Origin of the sequence: Cellulomonas sp. A375-1 (genome assembly GCF_001040865.1) — a bacterium.
Lineage (GTDB): Bacteria > Actinomycetota > Actinomycetes > Actinomycetales > Cellulomonadaceae > Cellulomonas > Cellulomonas gelida.
On the sequence record NZ_LFKW01000009.1, the window covers coordinates 66,013 to 86,528 of the forward strand.

At 74.1% G+C, this 20,516-nt stretch carries 21 protein-coding genes; 7 read left to right on the forward strand and 14 right to left on the reverse strand.

Going from position 1 to position 20,516, the window contains the following annotated elements; genetic code table 11:
• Positions 1-111 precede the first annotated feature (111 nt).
• The 3 genes from CWIS_RS01000 to CWIS_RS01010 are packed head-to-tail and all read right to left on the reverse strand — an operon-like array spanning position 112 to position 4,288.
• Positions 112-1,344, reverse strand: a complete 1,233-nt coding sequence (locus CWIS_RS01000) for an FAD-dependent oxidoreductase (RefSeq protein WP_048341349.1) — start codon at positions 1,342-1,344, stop codon at positions 112-114.
• On the reverse strand, positions 1,341-3,434 hold the full coding sequence (locus tag CWIS_RS01005) for an acetate--CoA ligase family protein (protein WP_231583625.1): 2,094 nt from the start codon (positions 3,432-3,434) through the stop codon (positions 1,341-1,343). Before CWIS_RS01005 ends, CWIS_RS01000 begins: the two co-directional genes overlap by 4 nt.
• On the reverse strand, positions 3,431-4,288 hold the full coding sequence (locus CWIS_RS01010; RefSeq protein ID WP_048341350.1) for a fumarylacetoacetate hydrolase family protein: 858 nt from the start codon (positions 4,286-4,288) through the stop codon (positions 3,431-3,433). The genes CWIS_RS01005 and CWIS_RS01010 overlap by 4 nt, the downstream gene beginning before the upstream one ends.
• A gap of 110 nt (positions 4,289-4,398) precedes the next feature.
• On the opposite strand from CWIS_RS01010, the gene CWIS_RS01015 reads away from it, so the two are divergent.
• A complete protein-coding gene (locus CWIS_RS01015) occupies positions 4,399-5,370 on the forward strand; it encodes a PaaX family transcriptional regulator C-terminal domain-containing protein (protein ID WP_048341351.1) in 972 nt (323 codons plus the stop codon).
• A 28-nt stretch (positions 5,371-5,398) separates the two neighbouring features.
• Here the strand turns inward: CWIS_RS01015 and CWIS_RS01020 are convergent, their stop codons facing one another.
• The 5 genes from CWIS_RS01020 to CWIS_RS01040 all read right to left on the reverse strand — a co-directional run bounded on the left by CWIS_RS01020 (position 5,399) and on the right by CWIS_RS01040 (position 10,871).
• Positions 5,399-6,310 carry an SDR family NAD(P)-dependent oxidoreductase gene (locus CWIS_RS01020; RefSeq protein WP_197080739.1) on the reverse strand — a complete coding sequence of 304 codons (912 nt, stop codon included), beginning with the start codon at positions 6,308-6,310 and terminating at the stop codon, positions 5,399-5,401.
• Between the two features lie 2 nt (positions 6,311-6,312).
• Positions 6,313-6,747, reverse strand: a complete 435-nt coding sequence (locus CWIS_RS01025; RefSeq protein WP_048341385.1) for a MaoC family dehydratase — start codon at positions 6,745-6,747, stop codon at positions 6,313-6,315.
• Between the two features lie 167 nt (positions 6,748-6,914).
• Positions 6,915-8,105: a thiolase family protein gene (locus tag CWIS_RS01030; protein ID WP_048341353.1), complete on the reverse strand. Its 1,191-nt coding sequence runs from the start codon at positions 8,103-8,105 to the stop codon at positions 6,915-6,917.
• Positions 8,102-9,808, reverse strand: coding sequence for an AMP-binding protein (locus CWIS_RS01035; protein ID WP_048341354.1), 1,707 nt, complete (start codon positions 9,806-9,808; stop codon positions 8,102-8,104). The genes CWIS_RS01030 and CWIS_RS01035 overlap by 4 nt, the downstream gene beginning before the upstream one ends.
• A 157-nt stretch (positions 9,809-9,965) precedes the next feature.
• Entirely contained in the window at positions 9,966-10,871 is a 906-nt protein-coding gene (locus CWIS_RS01040; RefSeq protein ID WP_048341355.1) for a PaaX family transcriptional regulator C-terminal domain-containing protein, read from the reverse strand.
• 188 nt (positions 10,872-11,059) lie between these two features.
• Here CWIS_RS01040 and CWIS_RS01045 point away from each other — a divergent pair, with 188 nt between their 5' ends.
• The 4 genes from CWIS_RS01045 (at position 11,060) to CWIS_RS01060 (ending at position 14,550) form a co-directional block, all read left to right on the forward strand.
• Positions 11,060-12,064: an ABC transporter substrate-binding protein gene (locus CWIS_RS01045; protein ID WP_048341356.1), complete on the forward strand. Its 1,005-nt coding sequence runs from the start codon at positions 11,060-11,062 to the stop codon at positions 12,062-12,064.
• A 92-nt stretch (positions 12,065-12,156) separates the two neighbouring features.
• The gene (locus CWIS_RS01050) at positions 12,157-12,966 is read left to right on the forward strand and encodes an ABC transporter permease (protein WP_048341386.1); all 810 of its coding nucleotides are present in this window, start codon (positions 12,157-12,159) and stop codon (positions 12,964-12,966) included.
• Positions 12,966-13,751: an ABC transporter permease gene (locus CWIS_RS01055; protein WP_048341357.1), complete on the forward strand. Its 786-nt coding sequence runs from the start codon at positions 12,966-12,968 to the stop codon at positions 13,749-13,751. Before CWIS_RS01050 ends, CWIS_RS01055 begins: the two co-directional genes overlap by 1 nt.
• On the forward strand, positions 13,744-14,550 hold the full coding sequence (locus CWIS_RS01060) for an ABC transporter ATP-binding protein (protein ID WP_048341358.1): 807 nt from the start codon (positions 13,744-13,746) through the stop codon (positions 14,548-14,550). The genes CWIS_RS01055 and CWIS_RS01060 overlap by 8 nt, the downstream gene beginning before the upstream one ends.
• Before the next feature lies 1 nt (position 14,551).
• Here CWIS_RS01060 and CWIS_RS01065 read toward each other — a convergent pair whose 3' ends face one another.
• Genes CWIS_RS01065 through CWIS_RS01080 form a run of 4 tightly spaced genes read right to left on the reverse strand, consistent with a single transcriptional unit; the run spans position 14,552 to position 17,765 of the window.
• Positions 14,552-14,998 (reverse strand): MarR family winged helix-turn-helix transcriptional regulator, encoded by a 447-nt coding sequence (locus CWIS_RS01065; RefSeq protein WP_082156119.1) that lies wholly within the window; start codon positions 14,996-14,998, stop codon positions 14,552-14,554.
• A 19-nt stretch (positions 14,999-15,017) separates the two neighbouring features.
• Positions 15,018-15,779 (reverse strand): maleylpyruvate isomerase family mycothiol-dependent enzyme, encoded by a 762-nt coding sequence (locus CWIS_RS01070; RefSeq protein WP_048341359.1) that lies wholly within the window; start codon positions 15,777-15,779, stop codon positions 15,018-15,020.
• Position 15,780: 1 nt separating this feature from the next.
• Positions 15,781-16,638 carry a fumarylacetoacetate hydrolase family protein gene (locus tag CWIS_RS01075; RefSeq protein ID WP_048341360.1) on the reverse strand — a complete coding sequence of 286 codons (858 nt, stop codon included), beginning with the start codon at positions 16,636-16,638 and terminating at the stop codon, positions 15,781-15,783.
• Complete coding sequence (locus CWIS_RS01080; protein ID WP_369796442.1) at positions 16,635-17,765, reverse strand: cupin domain-containing protein; 1,131 nt, start codon at positions 17,763-17,765, stop codon at positions 16,635-16,637. The genes CWIS_RS01075 and CWIS_RS01080 overlap by 4 nt, the downstream gene beginning before the upstream one ends.
• Positions 17,766-17,962: 197 nt before the next feature.
• On the opposite strand from CWIS_RS01080, the gene CWIS_RS01085 reads away from it, so the two are divergent.
• The gene (locus CWIS_RS01085; protein WP_053071481.1) at positions 17,963-18,946 is read left to right on the forward strand and encodes an SMP-30/gluconolactonase/LRE family protein; all 984 of its coding nucleotides are present in this window, start codon (positions 17,963-17,965) and stop codon (positions 18,944-18,946) included.
• A 23-nt stretch (positions 18,947-18,969) separates the two neighbouring features.
• On the opposite strand, the gene CWIS_RS01090 is transcribed toward CWIS_RS01085, so the two are convergent.
• Together CWIS_RS01090 and CWIS_RS01095 are read right to left on the reverse strand one after the other, a co-directional pair.
• Positions 18,970-19,413 (reverse strand): hypothetical protein, encoded by a 444-nt coding sequence (locus CWIS_RS01090; RefSeq protein ID WP_048341361.1) that lies wholly within the window; start codon positions 19,411-19,413, stop codon positions 18,970-18,972.
• A 75-nt stretch (positions 19,414-19,488) separates the two neighbouring features.
• Positions 19,489-19,971 carry a hypothetical protein gene (locus tag CWIS_RS01095; protein ID WP_048341362.1) on the reverse strand — a complete coding sequence of 161 codons (483 nt, stop codon included), beginning with the start codon at positions 19,969-19,971 and terminating at the stop codon, positions 19,489-19,491.
• A 109-nt stretch (positions 19,972-20,080) separates the two neighbouring features.
• Here CWIS_RS01095 and CWIS_RS01100 point away from each other — a divergent pair, with 109 nt between their 5' ends.
• Positions 20,081-20,491, forward strand: a complete 411-nt coding sequence (locus CWIS_RS01100) for a DUF1905 domain-containing protein (protein ID WP_082156120.1) — start codon at positions 20,081-20,083, stop codon at positions 20,489-20,491.
• Positions 20,492-20,516 lie beyond the last annotated feature (25 nt).

Genomic DNA, 20,516 nt, shown 5'->3' on the forward strand with positions numbered 1-20,516 from the left:
CCCCGCGGGAGCGCACGCCGTGCTCCCGCGGGGCCTCGCTGCGTCGGGCTTGCTGCGGTCGGCCGCGACGCAGGTGGGGTCTGCACCAGGTGGGTGCGTGCAGCGGGTGGGTCAGTAGCGGTAGGGCGTCTCCGCGCGGTGGACGCCGCGCGGGCCGTACGGTGCCTTCTCGAGCCAGACCGACGCGGCCTCGTCGGCCGGCGCGCGCTCGGCGGCGTCGCGGACCTTCGCGGCCGTCGCGGCGTCGGGGCGCAGGTGCGCGAGCGCCTCACCGGCCGCGTCGCGGTTGAACAGCGCCGCGGACCGACGAGCGAGCGCGAACGCCTCGACCGGCGTGCGGGCCGCCGGCCCCGAGGCCCGGGACGCCGCCGCGATCGCGATCGCCGCCGCCTCCGCGTCGGGGACGCCCGAGTTGAGGCCACGCGCGCCGAACGGCGCGAACAGGTGCGCGGCCTCCCCGGCCAGGAGCACGCGGCGGTGCGGGTCGGCGAAGTCGTGCGCCACGAGCTGCAGGAACTGGTACGTCGAGACCCACGTCGTGCGCTGCGCGTAGCCCGGCGGCAGGACGGCGTCGAGCCACGTGCGCACGCCCTGCGGCGACGCGAGCTCGTCGGGGTCGTCGCCGTCCACGAGCTGCAGGTCCACGCGGTACCCACCGGCGAACGGCACGATCAGCACGTTGCGACCGCCGACCGCCGGGTGCGCGTAGTGGAAGTGCCGCTCGCGCGGCAGCGTCGGCTCGTCGAGCTCGGCCACGTCGACGACGACGTACCAGCCGTCGTCCTTCCCGCCCTCCATGCGCGCACCGATCTGCTTGCGCACCGCCGAGCGCGACCCGTCCGCGCCGACGACGTAACCCGCGTCCCAGCGGGCCCCTGCGGCCGTGGTCACGGTGACCCCGTCGTCGTCGGTGGTGATCTGCTCGACCTCCTGCTCCCACGCGAACCGGACCCCGGCGGCCACCGCGCGCGCGTACAGGTACGCCTCGATCTGGACCTGCGGCAGGCTCGTGAAGTGCGGGTACACCCCCGCGGGCGGGTCCGGGTAGGTCTTGGCGTAGACCTCCTTGCCGCCGTAGAACGTGCGCTGGGTGTTCCAGTAGACGCCGTGCTCGTAGAGCTCGGCGCCCAGCCCGGGGGAGATCCGGTCGAGGATCTGCAGGGTCTGGCTGTGCGTGAAGATCGCCCGGCTCCCGGGACGCTGCCGGCCGTCCGGCCCGGCCTCGAGCACCGTGACCGGCAGCCCGTACGCACGCAGCGCCAACGCGGCGGTCAGCCCGACCGGGCCGGCGCCGACGACCAGGACGTCTCGGGTGCCGCCCGAGCCGAGGGGGTGTGCACTCACGGACGCGTGTCTCCTCTCGGGGGTGTCACGACGACGAGGGCGTCGAGGACGACGGGCCCCTCGGCCGTGATCCGGACCGGGTTCAGGTCCACCTCGGCGACGTCGCCGTGGTCGCTGATCAGGTCGCCGACCGCGCGCAGGACGTCGACGAGGGCGTCGACGCCGACCGGCGGCGTGCCACGGAAGCCGTGCAGGACCGTGGGCGGGAGCGCGGCGACCATCTCGCGCGCGCGGGCCTCCGACAGCGGCGCGAGCCGCAAGGCCGCCGCCCCGCCGAGCTCGGCCGCCACGCCGCCCAGCCCGAGCAGCACCACGGGGCCGAAGACCGGGTCGCGCACCGCGCCGACGATGAGCTCGGCGCCGGGCGCCGCGAGCTGCTCGAGCAGGTAGCGCCGCGGGTGACCTGCGCGGGGGATGGCGTCGATCGCGTCGAGCGCGCGGTCGAGCGCGGCGGCGTCGCTCACGCCGACGTGCACCCCGCCGACGTCAGACTTGTGCAGCACGTCCGCGTCGAGCACCTTCACGACGACGCGACCCCCGCCGCGCCCGAGGTCCGCGAGCGCCGCGTGGGCCTGCGCCCGGTCGTCGGCGACGCGACGCGCGGGCGTGCGCAGGCCGTACGCCTCGACGAGTGTCTTGGCCTCGTGCTCGTCGAGCGTGCGCCCGAGCGTCCGCGTCGCGGCGACGGGCGGCACGTCGACGACCGCGCGCAGGCGGGCGTCGGTGACGACCGCCGCGAGGGCGGTCGCGAGGTCCCCCGGACCGGCGAGCATCGGGATGCCCGCGGCGTCGAGCCCCAGGCGCCGTGCGGCGAGCGCGTCCGGCGGTCCCCCGGTCGCGAACAGCACGCGGCCCGCGGCCGGTCCGAGCGCGGCGACCGGGTCGAGCGCGCCCGGCTCGTCGAGCGCGTACACGCCGACGACGTCGATCGCCGGGTCGGAGGCGACCGCGCCGAGCACGTCACCGAACGTCGGCGAGGGCCGGCCGGTGTCCACCGGGTTGCGCTGGAACGTCAGCGGCGGCAGCAGCTCGGCGATGCGCTGCTGCGTGGCGTCGGCCAGGGGCGGGAGGTCGATCCCGCGCGCGCCGAGCGCGTCAGTCACGACGAGGCCCGGACCCGCCTGCCCGGTGAGCAGGCCGACCCCGATGCGCTCGGCCGCGGGCAGCCGCACCGCGCGCAGCGCGGCGAGCGCGGCGACCAGCTCCTCGAGGCTGTCCACCACCACCGCCCCGGCCTGCTGCAGCGCGGCGCGCGTCACCTCGTACGAGCCCGTCATCGCGCCGGTGTGCGATCGCGCGAACTCCGAGACGTCGGACCGCCCGACCTTGAACGCCACGACGGGCTTGCGCGCCGTGGTCCGGCGCAGCGCGGCGACGAGCGCGGGTCCGTCGGTCACGCCCTCGACGTGCAGGCCCACCGCGGTGGTCGCCTCGTCGTCCGCGAGCAGGTCCAGCAGCTCGGGGAAGTCGACGTCGATCGCGTTGCCGAGCCCGGCGCCGAGCCGCAGACCGACCCCGGCGCGCGCGAGCATGAACGCCAGGGCGAGGTTCACCCCGCCGGACTGCGCCACGACGCTCACCGAGCCGGCCGGCAGGTCCGCCACGGCGGGCATGAAGTTGGCGGTCGTCCGGTCGACCGGGTTCATGAAGCCCGACGTGTTGGGGCCCAGGAGCCGGATGCCGGCCTCCTGCGCCACGCGCGCCACGCGCTCCTGGATGCGCGCGCCGTCGGGTCCGGACTCCGCGAACCCGCCCGCGCACACGACCGCCGCGCGCACCCCGGCGTCGCGCGCGTCCTCGAGCGCCGCGGGCACGGCCTCGGGCGGGACCACGAGCACGGCGAGGTCCACGCCGGACGACTCGCGCAGGGTCGTCAGCACCGGGTGGCCGAGCACGTGCCCGCCGCGCGGGTTGACCGGGTGGAGCGTGCCGGGGAAGTGACGCAGCGCCTGGACCATCGCGTGCCCGGCCTTGCCGGGCTGCGCGGAGGCACCGACCACGGCGATGCTCGTCGGCCGGAACATCACCTCCAGCGGGTGCGCCGTGCGCGCGTGCGCCACGGCACCGGCGGCCGGCGGGACCGCCGTCACCGAGGACCCGGCCGGTCGGCGTACGCGATCGCGCCCTCGTCGGTGACGCAGACGTCGAGCCGCCCCAGCCCCTCGATCTCGACCCCGACCCGTTGCCCCGCGGCGATCGGCCCGACGCCGGCGGGGGTCCCGGTCGCGATGACGTCCCCGGGGTGCAGCGTCATGACATGGCTCGTGTAGGCGATCAGCTCGGCGACGTCGTAGATGAGGTCGGCCGTGCTCGCGGACTGGCGCAGCTCGCCGTCCACCCAGCAGCGCAGCTCGAGCGCGCCGGGGTCGCCGACCTCGTCGGCCGTCGTCACCCACGGACCCAGCGGCGTGAACGTGTCGAAGGACTTGCGCGTCGACCGGTCCTCGCCCGACCGGACCGTGATGTCGAGGACCGGCGCGTAGCCGAAGACGTGCTCCAGGGCGCGTTCGGCCGGGACGCGGCTGGCGGTGCGTCCGATCACCACGCCGAGCTCGCCCTCGTGGTCGGTGCGCACGTCCAGGTACGGCAGCCGGATGTGGTCGCCGGGTCCGATGACCGACGAGCTCGCCTTGAGGAAGACCCCGTAGTCCGCGATGGTGCGCTGCTCGCCCATCTCGGCCTTGTGGTCGAGGTAGTTGACGGGCGCACCGACCACCTTGCCGGGGCGCGCGATCGGCGCCGCGAGCCGGCGCTCGTCGAACGGCTGCGTCGGCAGCGCGTCGAGGTCGAGGGCACGGAGCTCGGCGAGCGAGCCGCCGCGGTCGAGGAACGCCAGCAGGGGCCCGCCCGGGCCGGGCGTCAGGCCGAGCGCGTCGGTCACGTCGACCGAGCCGTCGGCCAGGAGGACGTGCAGGCGTGCGTCGACGGTGCTGGCTAGCCTCATCGCTATCGCTCCCCCGAGCTCGCTAGAACGTGACATCACTATCTGCGGCCGACGTAGAATGTGTCAAGCATTGCCGCCGGGGGCGGCGACCGACGAGAGGGGAGCAGCCCGTGGCGCGGACCAGCGAGGGCAGCCGCACACCGCGCACCCGGCAGGGCTCACCGCCGAGCCTGCTCCTGACCCTGCTCGGCGACTACTGGTGGGGACAGACCGACCCGCTGCCCTCGGCCGCTCTCGTCGACCTCCTCGCGGACTTCGGCGTGAGCGACGTCGCCGCGCGCGCCGCGCTCAGCCGCATGGTCAAGCACGGCCTGCTCGTCTCGACCCGCAGCGGCCGGAACACGTTCTACGCGATGACCCCCCGCGCGCAGTCCGTCATGCGCCGCGGCGCCGAGCGCATCGTCGCGTTCGGCGCGGGGAACCAGGCCGCGTGGGACGGGCACTGGAGCCTCGTGGCCTTCTCGGTCCCGGAGACCAACCGCTCGGCGCGCGAGCAGCTGCGCACACGGCTGCGCTGGCTCGGGTTCGCGCCGCTCTACGACGCGCTGTGGATCTCACCGCACCCGCGCCACGACCAGGCGCTCGCCGAGCTCGGGGACCTCGGGGTCACGCGTGCCACGGCGTTCGTCGCGACCTCCCCGGACCTGCCCGACGCGACCGTCGAGCCCCAGAGCGCGTGGGACCTCGGCGGTCTCGCCGAGCTGTACCGCACGTTCGTCACGACGTGGGAGCCCACGCACGCCGCGCTCGGCAAGGGCGCGATCTCCCCGGTCGACGCGCTCGTCAAGCGCACCGCGCTCATGGACGGCTGGCGCGCGTTCCCGGGCATCGACCCGGACCTGCCGCGTCCGCTCCTGCCGGCCGACTGGCCGCGCGACCAGGCCCGCGACCTGTTCCTGGACACGTACGAGCAGCTCGGCGCGCCCGCGTCGGTACGCGTGCGGCAGGTGATCGGCGCGTACGCGCCCGAGCTGACCGACCGTGTCGTCCAGTTCTCCGTGCTGTCCGACCCGCCCGGACCGCGACCCGCGCCGCCGGCCCCGAGCGGCCTCGCACGGACCGCGGCCCCGGCGGGCCGCTGAGCCCGTCAGGCGGTGAGGTACCGAGCCGTCAGGCCGGGGCGTCGAGCGGCGGCAGCGTGATCCCGCTCGGCTGCTGGAGCGAGGAGAACGTGTCCTGCCACGCCTCGGCGATCGCGTCGGCGTCCCACCCGCCCTCGCGGAACGTCACGCCCAGCTCCTGCGGGACGGAGTAGAGCGAGAGCTTGTCGCCGCCGATCCCGATCGCCTGCCCGGTCACGCCCGCGGACGCGTCGGACGCGAGCCACACGACGAGCGGCGCGACGTCCTGCGGCCCGCCGAGCGCGTGCTCCTGGCGCACCACGCGCGGCAGCGGCTCGCCGCGGTCGTACGCCGCCGCGACCTCGGCGTACACCGGGATGGTCGCGGTCATCGCGGTGATCGCGGTCGGCACGACGGCGTTGACGGTGATGCCTGCGCGCGCGAGCTCGAGCGACCAGGTGCGGGCCATCGCGACGATCCCGGCCTTCGCGGCGGCGTAGCTCGTCTGGCCGAAGTTCCCGTGCTGCCCCGCGGGCGAGCCGACGAGCACGATCCGGCCGCCCTCACCCCGTTCGCGCATGTGGACCGCGGCGGCCCGCGCCGTGGTGAAGGTGCCGCGCAGGTGCGTCTGCACGACGAGGTCGAAGTCCTCGTCGGACGTCTTCCACAGCACGCGGTCGCGCAGCACGCCCGCGTTGGTGACCAGGACGTCGAGGCGCCCGAACGCCTCGACGGCCGTGGCGACGAGCTGGTCGGCGGTCTCGGTGGGGCCCACGGGCGCGACGACCGCGACGGCCATCCCACCGTCGGCGACGATCGCGTCGACGGTCTCCTGCGCGGAGTCGGGGTTCACGTCGTTGACGACGACCCCGGCCCCGGCCGCGGCCAGCGCGCGGGCGTACGCGCGGCCCAGCCCCTGGCCGCTCCCGGTGACGACCGCGGACTTCCCGGTCAGGTCGATGCTCATGCGTAGTACCTCACGATCATGACGGCGACCGCGGCGGGCTTGGCCAGCCCCTCGGCCTCGAACGTGTTCTCGAAGACCGCCTGGTACCCGCCGGCCACCTCGGTCACGTCCGACAGCGTCGAGGTCACGCGGATGCGCGACCCGACCCGCACGGGCGCCGGGAAGCGCAGCCGGTCGAGCCCGTAGTTGACCCCTGTGCCCACCCCGGTCACCTCGATCACCTCGGCCATGAGCGGCACGACGAGGGCCAGCGTGAAGTAGCCGTGCACGATCGTCCCGCCGAACGGCGTGCCCGCCGCGTACGCGGGGTCGACGTGGATCGGGTTGTGGTCACCCGTGAGGTCCGCGAACCGGTCGACCTGCTCCTGGGTGACAGTGCGCCAGGACGACGGTCCGAACGTCGTCCCGACGAGCGACGGCAGGTCGCTCATGGCGACGGTGGTCAGGACCGGCGTCGCCTCGTCGGGCGGCGCCTCGTCGGTCGGGGTCGCCGTGGGTGCGGCGGCGTTGTCGGAGGACATGAGGTGTGCTCGCTCTCGTCGTCGGGCCGGGACAGGAACAGGGCCGTGCAGGACAGGTCAGAACAGGGGGAAGGCGGTCAGCCGTCCACGCGGACGACGACGGCCCCGGCTGAGTCACCCGCGGCGCAGCCGGTGAACAGGCCGGTCCCGCCCCCGCGCGCATGCAGCGCGTGCACGAGCTCGGTGACGGCGCGGGCGCCGGTGGGACCCTGCGGGTGGCCGTAGACCAGCGACGACCCGTACGGGTTCATCCGCTCGAGCGGGTAGCCGGTCTGCTCGGCGAACCACAGGTCGTTCACCGCGAACGGGTTGTGCGTGGTCACCACGTCCAGGTCGGCGACCTCGACGCCCGCGTCGGCGAGCGCGCGCAGCGCGGCCGGGACGGGCGCCCGCGGCATGTACGCGGGCTCGGCGCGCGCGAAGCCGGTCGCCAGGATCTGCGCGGTGACCCCGTCCCGCCCCAGCTCGCGCGCCCGGGCACCGTGCGCGACGACCACGCCGGCACACCCGTCCGCCGGGTGCGTCTGCGCGCCGAACGTCACCACGCCGTCGGGCGCCACGGGACGCAGCCGGGCCAGGCCCTCGGCCGTCGTCGGGAAGACGCCGTGGTCCGCCTCGAGCCAGTCGTCCTCGCGGCGGCCCGGGATGCGCACAGGCACCATGTAGGCGCGCTGGATCGCGCGGTCGTCGGCCAGCGTGCTGCGGTACTGCTCGTAGCGCAGCAGCGCGACCTCGTCGACCTGCTCACGCGTGTAGCCCGCGGCCCGCGCGGTGTTCTCGGCCGTGTCGTTCATGCTCTGGCCGGTCGTCGGGTCGAGCTTCATCGGATCGAGCACCCAGTGCTCGCTCACGGGTGCGCCGCCGGGGCCCCGGGCGCTGCTCCACAGCATGAGCGGGCCGTTGCTGGTGCGGTCGGTGATGACGCCGATCGTCGTCGCGTGCGCGCCGAGCTGCACCTGCGTCGCGAGGTGCTCGATCACCGCGGCCGAGGTCGCGCACGCGCGGGAGATCCACGGCCCGCCGTGCTCACCGGCACCCAGGCGGCGCGAGAGGCCGGTGACGCCGTAGAAGCCGTGCTGCTGCGGGACCGTGCACCCCAGCGTCCACTCGGTGATCTCCTCGGGCGGCAGCCCGCGGTCTGCGAGCGCACGGCCGGTGACGTCGACCGCGACGTCCAGGCTGTTGAGCTCGGCGAGCGGCCCCTGCCACTTGGCGAACGGCGAGGTCCAGCTCATCCCGAACGGGATGTAGGCGTCGGTGAACTTCATCGGGTCCTCTCGGCAGGGTCGGGCGCGCCGCTCGCGTCGGCGGCGGGGGCCTCGAGCTCGGTGATGCGGCGGCGCAGCCGGTGCATGTCGACCTTGCCGCTGGGGCTGCGCTGGAGCTCGTCGACGACGTGGACGCGACGCGGCTTCTTGTATCCCGCCAGGTGCCGGCCGACCTCGTCCTGCACCTGCTCGGGCGTGACCCCGGCGCCAGGCGCGGTGACGACGACGGCCGTGACGACCTCGCCCCAGCGCGGGTCCGGCAGGCCCAGGACCACGGCGTCGACGACTCCCGGCAGCGCGAGCAGCACCTTCTCGACCTCGCCGGGGAACACCTTCTCGCCGCCGGTGTTCACGACGCCCGACCCGCGGCCGAGCAGCTCGACGTAGCCGTCACCGAGCACGCGCACCCAGTCGCCCGGCATGACGTACCGCACGCCGTCGATCACGGGGTAGGTCTCGGCGGTGCGCGACGGGTCGTCGTGGTAGCCCAGCGGCATCGCGCCGCGGTAGGCGAGCATGCCCGTCTCGCCGACCTCCTCGACCGGGGTGAGCTGTGGCGACAGGACCACGGCGCCGGGCGCGAGGCGCGGTCGGCACGGCAGGTCGTCGGGCCCGCGCACCACGCCGTACGCGAACGGGCCGCCCTCGCTCGCCCCGACGATGTCGATGAGCGTCGCGCGGGGCGCGTGCGCGAGGAGCCGTCGCTTGAGGTCGTCGGACCACACCATCCCGGAGCTGAGCACGGTGCCCAGCCCGGAGATGTCCACGTCGGCGCCCTCGGGCGAGTCCAGGACGTCCACGAGGGGTCCGACGATCGCATTGCCCGCCACGACGAGGCGCGTGACCCTGTGCTCCGCGATGGCCCGCACGGCCGCGCGCGGGTCGAAGCGCGCGGCGGGCAGGAACACGACGGTGCCGCCCAGCACGATCGCGTTCATGACGTTGAACAGCGCGGTCGCGTGCATCATCGGCGGCAGCGGCAGGCAGACCGTGCGCGGCAGGTCGTCGCGTGCGGCGATGCGGGTGACCTCGTCGAGCGAGGTCGGCAGGTCGACGGGCAGCGAGCCGTAGATCGAGAACTGCTGGCTGTCGAACAGGTTGCCGTGCGTCCACTCGACCGCCTTGGGCCGGCCCGTGGTGCCGCCGGTGAACATGAAGATCTTGTGCTCCGGGCCCTGCTCCTGCGGGGGGAGGGGGTCGGCCTCGAGCGCGGAGTCGAACGGGGCCGCGCCGGGGATCTCGACCTCCTCGTCGGGCGCGTCCCGCGGCGGGCCGTCGGGCACGACGAGGACGAGCGCGGGCAGTGCGACCCGCTGCGCGGCGTCGCGCACGGCCGGGGCGAGGCTGCTCGGGTGCACGAGCGCCGACGGCCGCGACATCTCCAGCAGCTCGGCGAGCTCGGTGCCCTGGTAGCGGAAGTTGATGTTGACCGGGATCGCGCCGATCTTGTACGCCGCGTACAGCGTGATCAGGTACTCGACCCGGTTGTACATGAAGATCGCGACGGTCGACTCCGCGCCGAGGCCGCGCGCGACGAACGTCGAGGCCAGTCGTGCGGCGCGCTCCTCGAACTCGGCGTACGTGAGCGTCGTGCCCTGCGCCCGCACGGCGACGCGGTCCGGCACGGCACGCGCCACGGCGTCCCAGATCGTTGCGTAGTTGGCGCGATCGAGGTCACCGGACGACGACGGGACGTCTGCCACTGCTCACATCCTCGTGGGCGGGCCGCGCTCGGGCGCGACGGCTGCTGACCTAGCGATCGTGCCCGCCGCGACCGCGGACGTCAACCATTCTCGTGACGATCGTCAACGAGATGTCGAATGATTGCCCGGGTCTCGCGCCGCTGCTGGCGCCCTCGGGTCAGGGCGCGAGGCGTCGGCCGAGCTCGGCGCGGGCCGGCTCGGCGAGGGCCGTGTGGAGGCGGCCGAACGCGGCGACCGAGCGCGCGGCGGGCCAGTCGTCGGCCAGGTGCTCGGGCGGCAGGCGCGGCACCGCGCGCAGCAGGTCGAGCCAGTCGGCGACGAGCGCGGTCAGGTCGCACAGCGCGCGGTCGGCGTCGGGCGCGGCGCCCGCCCAGCGGTGCTGGAACTCCTCGTGCCGCGCACGCATCGCGTCGAGCCGCCACGCGGTCCGGACGCTGCGCGCCGCCGAGAACCCCGGGACCTCATGGGCGCGGAACGCGAGGAGCTCGAGCTCGTCGTCGTCGCCGCGGTCCCCCGCCCCGCTGTCGTGTCGCCCTTCGTCGTGCCGCTGCTCGTCGTGCCGATCGTCGTCGCGCACGCCGCCGAGCGCCGAGGCGACGTCGACCTCGCCGGGCGCGATCCACAGCCCGTCACGCAGCAGCCCGAACCCCGCCCAGGCGAGCTGGGCCCGCACGCGGTGCCGCACGTCGCGGCGGCTCTCGGGGACCGAGAAGGTCACGAGCGTCCAGCCGGTGCCCCGCGGCGCGAACGGGTCGGCGTCGAACACGCGGTCGCGGGCCTCCCCGAGCACGCGCTCGCTCTCGGGCGTCAGGCGGTAGGTGACGGTGCGCCCCACGCGCTCGGAGGCGAGCAGGCGTCGGGTCGCCATGCGGGTCAGCGCCGCGCGCGTCGCGGCCTCGCCGACGCCCAGCTCGCCGAGGACGGCGATGAGCACCGAGGCGGGCAGCGGGCCCGCGCCGCCGGCCACCATGAGCTCGCCCATGAACGCCAGCAGCAGCTGCTCCGGCCGCCGCCGGACCGTGGCACCGCCCGGTCCGAGCGCGCCCTGGGACGGCGTCGACATGCGCGCGATTCTCGCACGGCGTCAGGTCACATGTCGGCATCGGGGGCGCGCACGCTCATTGACATGCGTGACATTCGACTGCACGATTGCTGGACGAGTGTCATGCATGGTCCGAGCGCTGGTCGGTCCCGACGGCGTGCGGAGCTGCCCGCCAGTCACCCGCGATTCAACGGAGAATTGAGGACCCCATGAACCGACGTCCCGCTCTCGTGGCGGCGCTCGTCGCGACGCTGTCCCTCGGGCTCGCCGCGTGCTCGTCGTCCGACACGCCCTCCCCGGCGAACACCTCGGCCGCCCCCGGGGCGGCGGCGACCGACGACGGCGACGCGACCCCGACACCCGTCACGATCGGCGCGCTGACCATCAGCGAGACCGCCCCGCTGTGGGCGGCCGTCAAGGCCGGCATCTTCACCGAGCACGGGCTCGACGTGACCGTCCAGCCGATCCAGGGCGGCGCGCAGGCGATGCCGGCGCTGCTCAACGGCGACATCGACTTCTCGATCGGCCAGCCGTTCGGCGCGATGCGGGCCAGCCTGCAGGGGCTGGACGTCAAGATCATCGCCAACTACGCGCAGAGCCTCACCGAGGGCGACGACATCAACTCGGTGGTCGTCGGTGCCGGCAGCGCCATCACCAAGCCCGCCGACCTCGCGGGCAAGAAGGTCTCGGTCAACTCGATCGGCGCGGCCGGTGACCTCACGATCCGGGCGGCGGTCGAGGCCGACGGCGGCGACCCGGACTCGATCCAGTTCGTCGAGGTCGCATTCCCCGACGCCCAGGCCCAGCTCGACGCGGGCAACATCGACGCCGCATGGGTGCCCGAGCCGTTCGTCTCGATCATCGTCGGCGCGGGCGGCGCGCGGGTCGTCGACCCGTACCAGGCGGTCCTGCCGGGCCTGCCCACGCTCGTCGTGCAGACCACGGGCAAGACCGTGTCCGACGACCCGGAGCTCGTCGACGCCGTGCGCGACGCCATGACCGAGGCGTTCGCGTGGGCCAAGGACAACGACGCCGCCGTGCGTCAGTCGCTGGTCGACGAGATGAAGCTGCCCGAGCCGGCCGCGGCGAACCTCCGCTTCCCGACCTTCTCGACCGAGCTCGACGTCAGCGTCCTGCAGGGCCTGTCCGACCTCGCGGTCAAGTACACGTACTTCGAGAAGGCCCCGGACCTCGACACCCTCATCGTCGAGTGAAGCAGGCGGCCGACACGGTGACCGGCCCGGACCTCGGGGGCGCAGCCTCCCCGGCCCGGGCCGGACACGGGGCCGGCCCCGACGAGCGCGCCGTGGCCGGCGCGGGGGGTCGCCGCTCGGCGGCGCCCCGATCCGGCCGCGCCGCGCTGCTCGGGTTCCTCGGGATCGTCGGCTTCGCCGCCACCTGGGAGCTCGTGGCACGCGCCGAGCTGGTCAACCCCGCGTACCTGCCGCGGTTCTCCACGACCGCCGCGCGCCTGGTCACCGAGCTCGGCGAGCCGACGTTCTGGTCGGCGCTCGGCGACACGGTGGTCACCTGGGCGATCGGGCTCGCGATCGCGGTCGTCGCGGCGGTGGTCGCGGGGACCGTGATCGGCCTGGTGCCGTTCCTGCGCCGCGCGACGCACAGCACGGTCGAGTTCCTGCGGCCCATCCCGTCGGTCGCGATCATCCCGCTCGCGGTCCTCGTGGCCGGCCTGTCCCGCGAGGCCGCGCTCGTGATCGTCGTCTACGCGCCGTTCTGGCAGGTGTTCATCCAGGTGCTGTACGGCGTGGGGGACGTCGACACCGTCGCCGACGACACCGCGCGCAGCTTCGGGCTCGGGCGCCTCGCGCGGCTGCGCCACGTCGTCTTCCCCACCGCGCTGCCGTACGTCATCACGGGCTTCCGGCTCGCGGCGTCGATCGCGCTGGTCCTGACCATCACGGCCGAGCTCGTGATCGGCAACCCGGGGATCGGCCGGCAGATCGACGTGTACCGCTCCGCCCCGGACGCCCCCGGCCTGTACGCACTGGTCCTGGTCACGGGCCTGCTCGGGCTCCTGGTGAACCTCGCCACGCGCCTCGTCGAGCGCCGCGTGCTGCACTGGCACCCGTCGGTCCGCAAGGAAGGCGCCCGCTGATGCCCGCCGTGCGTCGCTCACTCGTCTCGATCGCGTTCGTCGTCGGCCTGCCCGCGCTCCTCGTCGTCGCCTGGGGCCTGGCCACGCAGGGCACGACGAACCTCTACTACCCGCCGCCGTCACGCGTGCTCGACGCGTTCGTCACCACCTGGCTCGCCCCCGAGACCCTCACGCGCGACGTCCTGCCGAGCCTGAGCCGGTTCGCGATCGGAGTGCTGCTGTCGATCGTCATCGGCATCGTCGCGGGCACCGCGATCGGCGCGACGCCGTGGCTGCGGTCCCTGCTCGAGCCGATGCTCGAGTTCTTCCGCGCGATCCCGCCCGTCGTGCTCGTCCCGGTGCTCATGCTCCTGCTCGGCATCGACGACTCCATGAAGCTCGCGGTGATCGTCTCGGGCAGCGTGTGGCCGGTCCTGCTCAACACGATCGAGGGCGTGCGCGGGACCGACCCCGTGCTCGTCGACACCTCGCGGTCCTACCGGGTCCGCGGCGTCCTGGCCTACCGGTACGTCGTGCTGCCCGCCGCGAGCCCGCAGATCATGGCCGGTATCCGGCTGTGCCTGTCGATCGGGCTGATCCTCATGGTGATCTCGGAGATGTTCGCCTCGTCGTCGGGGCTGGGCTACCAGATCGTCTTCTTCCAGCGGCAGTACATGGTCGCCGAGATGTGGAGCGGCATCCTGCTGCTCGGCCTCGTCGGCGTCCTGGTCGCCGGCGTCTTCCAGCTCGTCGAACGACGGGTGCTGCACTGGTACCACGGCTCGAGAGAGGTTGCACGTGGCTGAGCGAACACCCCTGCTGTCCGTCCGGGACCTGAAGAAGACCTACCAGGGCGCCGCCGGGCCGGTCGAGGCCGTCGGCTCGATCACGTTCGACGTGCAGCCCGGTGAGCTGGTCTGCATCGTCGGGCCGTCCGGCTGCGGGAAGACGACCCTGCTCAAGTGCCTGTCCGGCCTGCTCCCGCCGACCGCGGGCTCGGTCACCCTCGACGGCGCCGAGGTCACCGCACCGCCGAAGAAGATGGCGCTGGTGTTCCAGGAGTACGGGCGCAGCCTCTACCCGTGGCTCACGGTGCGCGACAACGTCGCGCTGCCGCTCAAGGCGCGCGGCGTGCCCAAGAGCGAGCGGCTCGCCCTGGTCGAACGGGCGATCGAGGAGGTCGGGCTCGGCCACGCGCTCGACACCTACCCCTGGCAGCTCTCGGGCGGCATGCAGCAGCGCGTCGCCATCGCGCGGGCCGTGGCCTACCAGCCCGAGATCCTCGTCATGGACGAGCCCTTCGCCGCGGTCGACGCCCAGACCCGCGCCGACCTGGAGGACCTCGTCCGACGCGTGTGGCGGGACCTCGGCGTGACCGTCCTGTTCGTCACGCACGACATCGACGAGTCCGTCTACCTGGGCGAGCGCGTCCTGATGCTGTCGAGCTCCCCGACGTTCGTGCAGGAGGACCTCGCGATCGACCTGCCGGACGCCCGCGACCAGCTCACCACGCGCGCGATGCCCCGGTTCACCGAGCTGCGCACGCACGTCTACGAGCAGATCCAGCGCGCCAAGCGCGGCGAGTCGGTCCCCGCCACGCCCTGAGTCACTCCGGTGCGGGGGTGTGGGAGTCGAGGATCGTGGTGAGGAGGTGCTGGAGAGTCTCGCGCTCGGTCGGGGTCAGGGCTGAGGTCAGGACGGCGTCGACACGCGCCGCCGAGGGGACCAGCTCGCGCAGCAGGGCAAGGCCCGCATCGGTGAGGCGGACGACGTTGCGGCGTCGGTCCGCGGTGGCGCGCACGCGCGCGACGAGGCCGCGCGCCTCGAGGCGGGCGACGAGCCCGGCGACGGTCGAGCGGTCGAGGTCCAGGGCGTCGCACAGCTCGCGCTGACTCGCCTCGCCCAGCCGGTGCAGGACGTTGAGCACGCCGAACTGCACGTTCGTCAGCCGCGGGCCGACCTCCTGCGCCCAGGCCGCGAGGTGCGCCTGCTGTGTGCGGCGCACGAGGAAGCCCGTGTGCCGGGCGAGGTCGAGGGGCAGCGGGTCGCTCACGGCGCCATGGTGGCAGTCGTCAGAGCCAGCGCGGTGGTGCCGGGACGGGCGTGCCGTCGGTCGTCGTCAGCAGGTGCGCGCCGCCGCGGCCGGTCGCCCATCGCGCGAGGTCGGCCGCGCGGCCACGCAGGTGGGTGCGCGGCACGTCGTCGCCACTCGCAGGGTCGTCCGCGAGCGCAGCGCGGTCCGTGGGCTCGAGGACCGGGACCACGACACCCTCGGCGTCGCCCCGCGCGCGCCAGGTGCGGGTGACGTCCGCGAGGAGCCGGTCGACGAGCTCGGCCGGGAAGTGCCGGAAGGACGCGCCGTTGTCGAGGTCGACGGCGTGCACCCACACCTCGCGCGTGCGCATCCAGACCGTCTCGCTCGCGGGGACCACACGCCCCTGGGCGGTGCGGACCTGCGCACGCCACGCCTCGTCGGACAGGTCCCGCCACTCGACGTTGAGGTGCACGGCCGCGTGCGCGGACAGGTTCCGCAGGGCGCGCGCGGGCAGGGTCGCGCCGTACTCGATCTCCGCGTCGCGCTCCTCGCGAGAGGCGTACATCGGGGTCTCGACGCCCGTGGCCGCCCACTCGGTCAGTCGCGTCAGGGCACGCGCGTTCAGGCCGACGTGCGCGACGACGTGCCGCCGGGTCCAGCCCGGCACGAGCGACGGGGCGTCGAGCTCGTCGTTGCGCAGCTCGTTGAGCGTGCGGGAGAAGTACGCCTGGCCCCGCCGGGCCAGCAGCAACGAGGCGAGCAGCTGCGGGTCGGTCGTCCGGTCGGTGCGGCCCGCCACGTCAGGCCTCCGCGACGACGTCGTTGCGGAGCTCGCCCAGCCCGGTGACGGTCGTCGTCAGCCGGTTCCCCGGACGCAGGTAGCGCGGGGGCGTGCGCGCGTGGCCGACGCCGCCGGGCGTCCCGGTCGCGATGACGTCGCCCGGGCGGAGCGTCAGGATCTGCGAGACGTAGGCGACCAGGGCGGCCGGGCCGAAGACCATGTCGTCGACGCGCGTGTGCTGCACCTGCTCGTCGTCGACGACCGTGCGCAGCTCGCCGGTGAGCGGCTGGTCGACCGTGAGCCACGGCCCGAACGGTGTCGTCGCCTCGAACGTCTTGCCCTGCAGCCACTGCGCGGTGCGGTACTGGTAGTCGCGCATCGTGACGTCGTTCAGCACCGCGTACCCGGCGATCGCGTCGCGCGCGGCGGCCTCGTCGAGCCTGCGCGCCGGGGCGCCGACGACGACCGCGACCTCGCCCTCCCAGTCGACCGCGTCGGCCGCGTGCGCGGGCAGGACGATCGGGTCGTACGGCCCGACGAGGGCCTCGGGATACTTCGCGAACAGCGTGGGGAACGCGGGCAGCTCCCGGCCCATCTCGAGGATGTGGTTGCGGTAGTTGAGCCCGACGCAGACGATCTTCGACGGCCGCAGCACGGGCGGCGCCCAGGCGCGGGGCTCGAGGTCCGCGAGCGCGTGCCGAGGGCCGTCGGCCGCCGCCGCGCGCGCACGCCAGAGCGGGTCGGCCAGCAGCGCACCCACGTCCGCGGCGTCGCCGATCTCGACCGCCGTCTCGTCGTCCACCCGCACCGCGACCGTCGTCCGCCCGGCGGGACCGTCCGTCGACGAGGCACCGACCCGCAGCGTGCCGAGCCTCACGCGAGGTCCTCGTTGCGCTGGCCGGGCACGTAGGTGCGCGTGAACTGGAGCCGGTCGATGATCGGCCCGTCGTTGAACCGGAACAGGTCGAACTGGGTGTCGGCGTGCAGCGACCACGGCACCCAGCTCGGGACGGCGAACAGGTCACCGGTCTCGACGCGGTGCTCGGTCCCGCCGAGCACGACCGTCCCGTCGCCCTCGAACACCTGCCACACCGACGAGCCGACCTCGTGCCGTGTGGGCGTCTCGGCGCCCGCGCGCAGCCGGTGGAACTCGCAGCGCAGCGTGGGCATCACGTCGCCGCCGTTCGTGGGGTTGGTGTACCGGATCGCGGCGTGCCCCTGCTCGACGGTCGCCGGGTAGCCCTCGTCCTCGAGCCGCAGCTGCTCGGTCAGCGCGCGGTCCGTGTGCTCCCAGCGGTAGGCGGACAGCGGCGAGCTCGTCTGGTCCTCCAGCCCGGACAGCGGCCGCAGCCCCGGGTGCGCCCACAGCCGCTCCGCGCGCGAGACGTCGGGCGAGGCCTCGTCGGTCACGCGCTCGGAGCCGAACTCGAAGAAGCCGACGTCGGCGTAGTGCGAGAACGGGACGTCGAGGCCGTCGATCCAGGCCATCGGCTGGTCGGTGTCGTTGTGGTGGCCGTGGTAGTTCCAGCCGGGCGTGAGCAGCAGGTCGCCGCGTCGCATGGCCACCGGGTCGCCGTTGACGACGGTCCACACGCCCTCGCCCTCGACGACGAAGCGGAACGCGTTCTGGCTGTGGCGGTGCTCCGGGGCGGTCTCGTGGCCGCCGAGGTACTGGATCGCGCACCACAGCGTCGGGGTCGCGTACGCGGTGCCCGGCAGGCCGGGGTTCGCGAGCCCGATCGCGCGACGCTCGCCGCCGCGCCCGACCGGGACGAGCTCACCGGACCGCTCGGCGATGTCGAACAGGGTCTTCCAGCGCCAGATGAAGGGGATGGCCTGGGGCGCCGGCGCCATGGGCATGAGGTCGTCCCGCTGGGTCCAGAGCGGGGCCAGGTTGTTCGCCTCGAAGTCGGCGTAGAGCTGCTTGAGCTCGGGGGTGTCGGCGGTGCCGTCCATCTGGTCCACGGTGCTCTCCTCGATGACGTCGTCGTCAGTCGTTGGCATACCAACGATAGGCGCGAACCGCCGCGCACGGAAGGGGCGGACGCCGTCCACCCAGTGGCCGCCCCCTGGCAGCGCCCGAACGGCCTTCCTACTGTGGGCCTGCGCCGGTTCGTCCCGTTCTGACCGAGCGCTCTCCAGGGGGTGACGGCGGGGGCCCGCGCCCGAGGGGACGTCTCGACCCCGCCGCAGGGGGACCCATGCGCTCCAGGCTCACGACCTCGCTCGCCGCCGCCGTCATGGCACTCACGCTCGTCACCGCCGTCCCGGCGGCCGCGCACGGCCCTGGGCACCACCACCGCCCGGCGACGTACCTGCTCGACCCCGTCGGCCCCGCCGCGGACGACGTCTACCCCGAGGGCGTCGCCGCGCACGGCGGCCACTTCTACGTCAGCAGCACCACCGACGGCACGATCTACCGGGGAGACCTCGACGAGCCGACCGCGACGCCGTTCCTACCGGGCGGGCAGGACGGCCGCGTCATCGCGGTCGGGCTCAAGGTCGACGGCCGCACGCTGCTCGTCGCGGGCGGCTTCACGGGTCGCGTGTGGGCGTACGACCTGCGGACCCGCGCGTTGACCGGGTCGTGGCAGGTGGTGCAGGACGGCACGCCGACGTTCGTCAACGACCTGGCCGTGAGCCCGCGCGGTGACATCTACGTGACGGACTCGATGCGCCCGGTCCTCTACAGGATCCACGCGGGCGAGAAGCGGACGACGACGACCGAGCTGCTCGAGCCGGTCGTGTCGTTCGAGGGCACCGAGTTCACCTACGACCAGGACGTCAACGCCAACGGCCTGGTGATCTCCCCCGACGGGAAGACCGCCGTCGTCGCGAAGACGCGCACCGGGCAGCTGTTCCGGGTGGGGCTGACCGACGGCAGCGTCTCGGTCGTCGACCTCCACGGCGGCTCCGTCCAGGGCGACGGTCTGCTGCTCGACGGCCACCGGCTGCTCGCGGCCGAGTGGACGGCCGGCAGCCCGCAGTCCGTGGTCGCCGTCGACCTCAACCGGCGCTTCACCGAAGGCCGGGTCGTCTCGCGGACGTCGGACCCGTCGTTCGACGACCCGACGACCATCGCGCGTGCCGGGCGCGACCTGCTCGTCGTGAACAGCCAGTTCGACACGAGGAGCGCAGGCGGGACGCCGGAACCGTTCACGGTGTCGCGCATCCCCGTTCCCTGACGGGCTCACGCCCTGCGGGACGGTCACACAGCGCGGAGCACCAGCAGGAACTGCCCGCCGCCGGGTTCGACCTGCGTCGTGACGGGCAGGCCGGGGGCGAACCGTGACAGCCGGTCGACGAGCCACGCGGCAGCCTCGTCGGCGTCCGCGCGGCTGGGGCAGCGCGCCACGACCTCCCGCCCGCCCTTACGTCCGAGGCGCTCGACGGTCTCGGCGATCGGCGCGGGGTCGACGACGAACAGGTCGGGCGACCACGGCACCACGGGCTTCACCGCGCCCTTGCGGGTGTTGCACTGGCGGTGGGCGAGGCGCTCGCTGCCGGGCGCGGCCTTCTTGGACTTGGTGACGAGGCCGGAGTCGACGCTCGGTCCGAGGTCGGAGTTCACCGACGCGTCGGGGTCCACCGGCTGGTCGCACAGCCAGCAGCGCCACGCGTCCCGGTCACCGACGTCGCTCAGGTTGCTCATGCGCGCACGCTAGCGCCCGCCCCTCCGGCGACGCCTCTCTCGAGGGCGGGGAGGCCGCCGAGCGGAGATCCCGGCTCAGGGAGCAGGGACGTGTGCCCGCACCACAGCCCGGATCTCCTGGTCGAACGCGTGACGCTCCAGTGGGTCCGTCAGATGCTCGCGCTCGTCCAGGAGCACGACGAGCTCCCGGTCCAACGGGCCCTGCTCGTCCCACGCCAGGACCCGTGCATAGAAGCACCCCTCCATGACGTGGATCGGCAGGTCCCAGTAGCCGACGGCGCGCAGCAGCGCCCTGTACGCCGAGTCCTCGTCCTCGATGACCGGAATGTCGATGCCGTGCTCAGCGAGCATCGCACGCACGAGCGTCTCGGCATCGCTGCGGGAGCTGCCGCGGCTCAGGGCCGCGACCTCGACCGTCGCCTCGCCGTCGAACCCCGCCGCGACCAGGTCCTCGGCCACGACGACTGCGTCCTCGACGTGGAGGCCCGCAGGCAGGACGAGACCGATCGCCACGCGATGCAGGCGAGCGTCTGCGTCCAGCTCGAGGGGTCCGCTCACGAGCGCGATCCTGCCAGTCGGAGCGGCGGGTCGTGCCGCTGTCGGGCCGGCGGGCACGCTCACGGCAGTGCGGCGGGGACGTGTCGGACGGCGCTGCGATGCTGGCTCGATGGAGCTGCGGTTCAGCGGCGAGGTGATCTGGTGGCGCGGGCCCGCGCCGCACCACTTCGTCGTGCTCCCCGAACCGCACGCGGCCCGCCTGCGCGCCGTCGCGTCACGCGTGACGTACGGCTGGGGCTGCATCCCGGCGACCGTGACGCTGGGGAGCACGACGTTCACCACGTCGATCTTCCCCAAGGACGGCGGGTTCCGCGTGCCGCTCAAGGTGGCCGCACGCCGGGCGGAGGGGGTCGAGCTCGGGGACGACGTGGACCTCGTCGTCGTCGTGGACGACCCGGACGGGCCGTCCGGCCCGCCGGAAGAGCCGGACGACGACCAGCCGACGCCCCCACCGGCCCCGCACCACGACCCCGCGGACGACGACGACTACTTCGACCCCGCCCGTACGGCGCCCCGGTAGGGTTCGGTGCCCGAGGCCCCGGGGG

What these genes read in the sequence shown, in the direction of transcription:
- CWIS_RS01080 (WP_369796442.1), bottom strand. Translation starts at nt 17,765, where the DNA reads ATGCCAACGACTGACGACGACGTCATCGAGGAGAGCACCGTGGACCAG.
- CWIS_RS01085 (WP_053071481.1), top strand. Translation starts at nt 17,963, where the DNA reads ATGCGCTCCAGGCTCACGACCTCGCTCGCCGCCGCCGTCATGGCACTC.
- CWIS_RS01025 (WP_048341385.1), bottom strand. Translation starts at nt 6,747, where the DNA reads ATGAGCGACCTGCCGTCGCTCGTCGGGACGACGTTCGGACCGTCGTCC.
- CWIS_RS01055 (WP_048341357.1), top strand. Translation starts at nt 12,966, where the DNA reads ATGCCCGCCGTGCGTCGCTCACTCGTCTCGATCGCGTTCGTCGTCGGC.
- CWIS_RS01040 (WP_048341355.1), bottom strand. Translation starts at nt 10,871, where the DNA reads ATGTCGACGCCGTCCCAGGGCGCGCTCGGACCGGGCGGTGCCACGGTC.
- CWIS_RS01100 (WP_082156120.1), top strand. Translation starts at nt 20,081, where the DNA reads ATGGAGCTGCGGTTCAGCGGCGAGGTGATCTGGTGGCGCGGGCCCGCG.
- CWIS_RS01090 (WP_048341361.1), bottom strand. Translation starts at nt 19,413, where the DNA reads ATGAGCAACCTGAGCGACGTCGGTGACCGGGACGCGTGGCGCTGCTGG.
- CWIS_RS01045 (WP_048341356.1), top strand. Translation starts at nt 11,060, where the DNA reads ATGAACCGACGTCCCGCTCTCGTGGCGGCGCTCGTCGCGACGCTGTCC.
- CWIS_RS01030 (WP_048341353.1), bottom strand. Translation starts at nt 8,105, where the DNA reads ATGAAGTTCACCGACGCCTACATCCCGTTCGGGATGAGCTGGACCTCG.
- CWIS_RS01010 (WP_048341350.1), bottom strand. Translation starts at nt 4,288, where the DNA reads ATGAGGCTAGCCAGCACCGTCGACGCACGCCTGCACGTCCTCCTGGCC.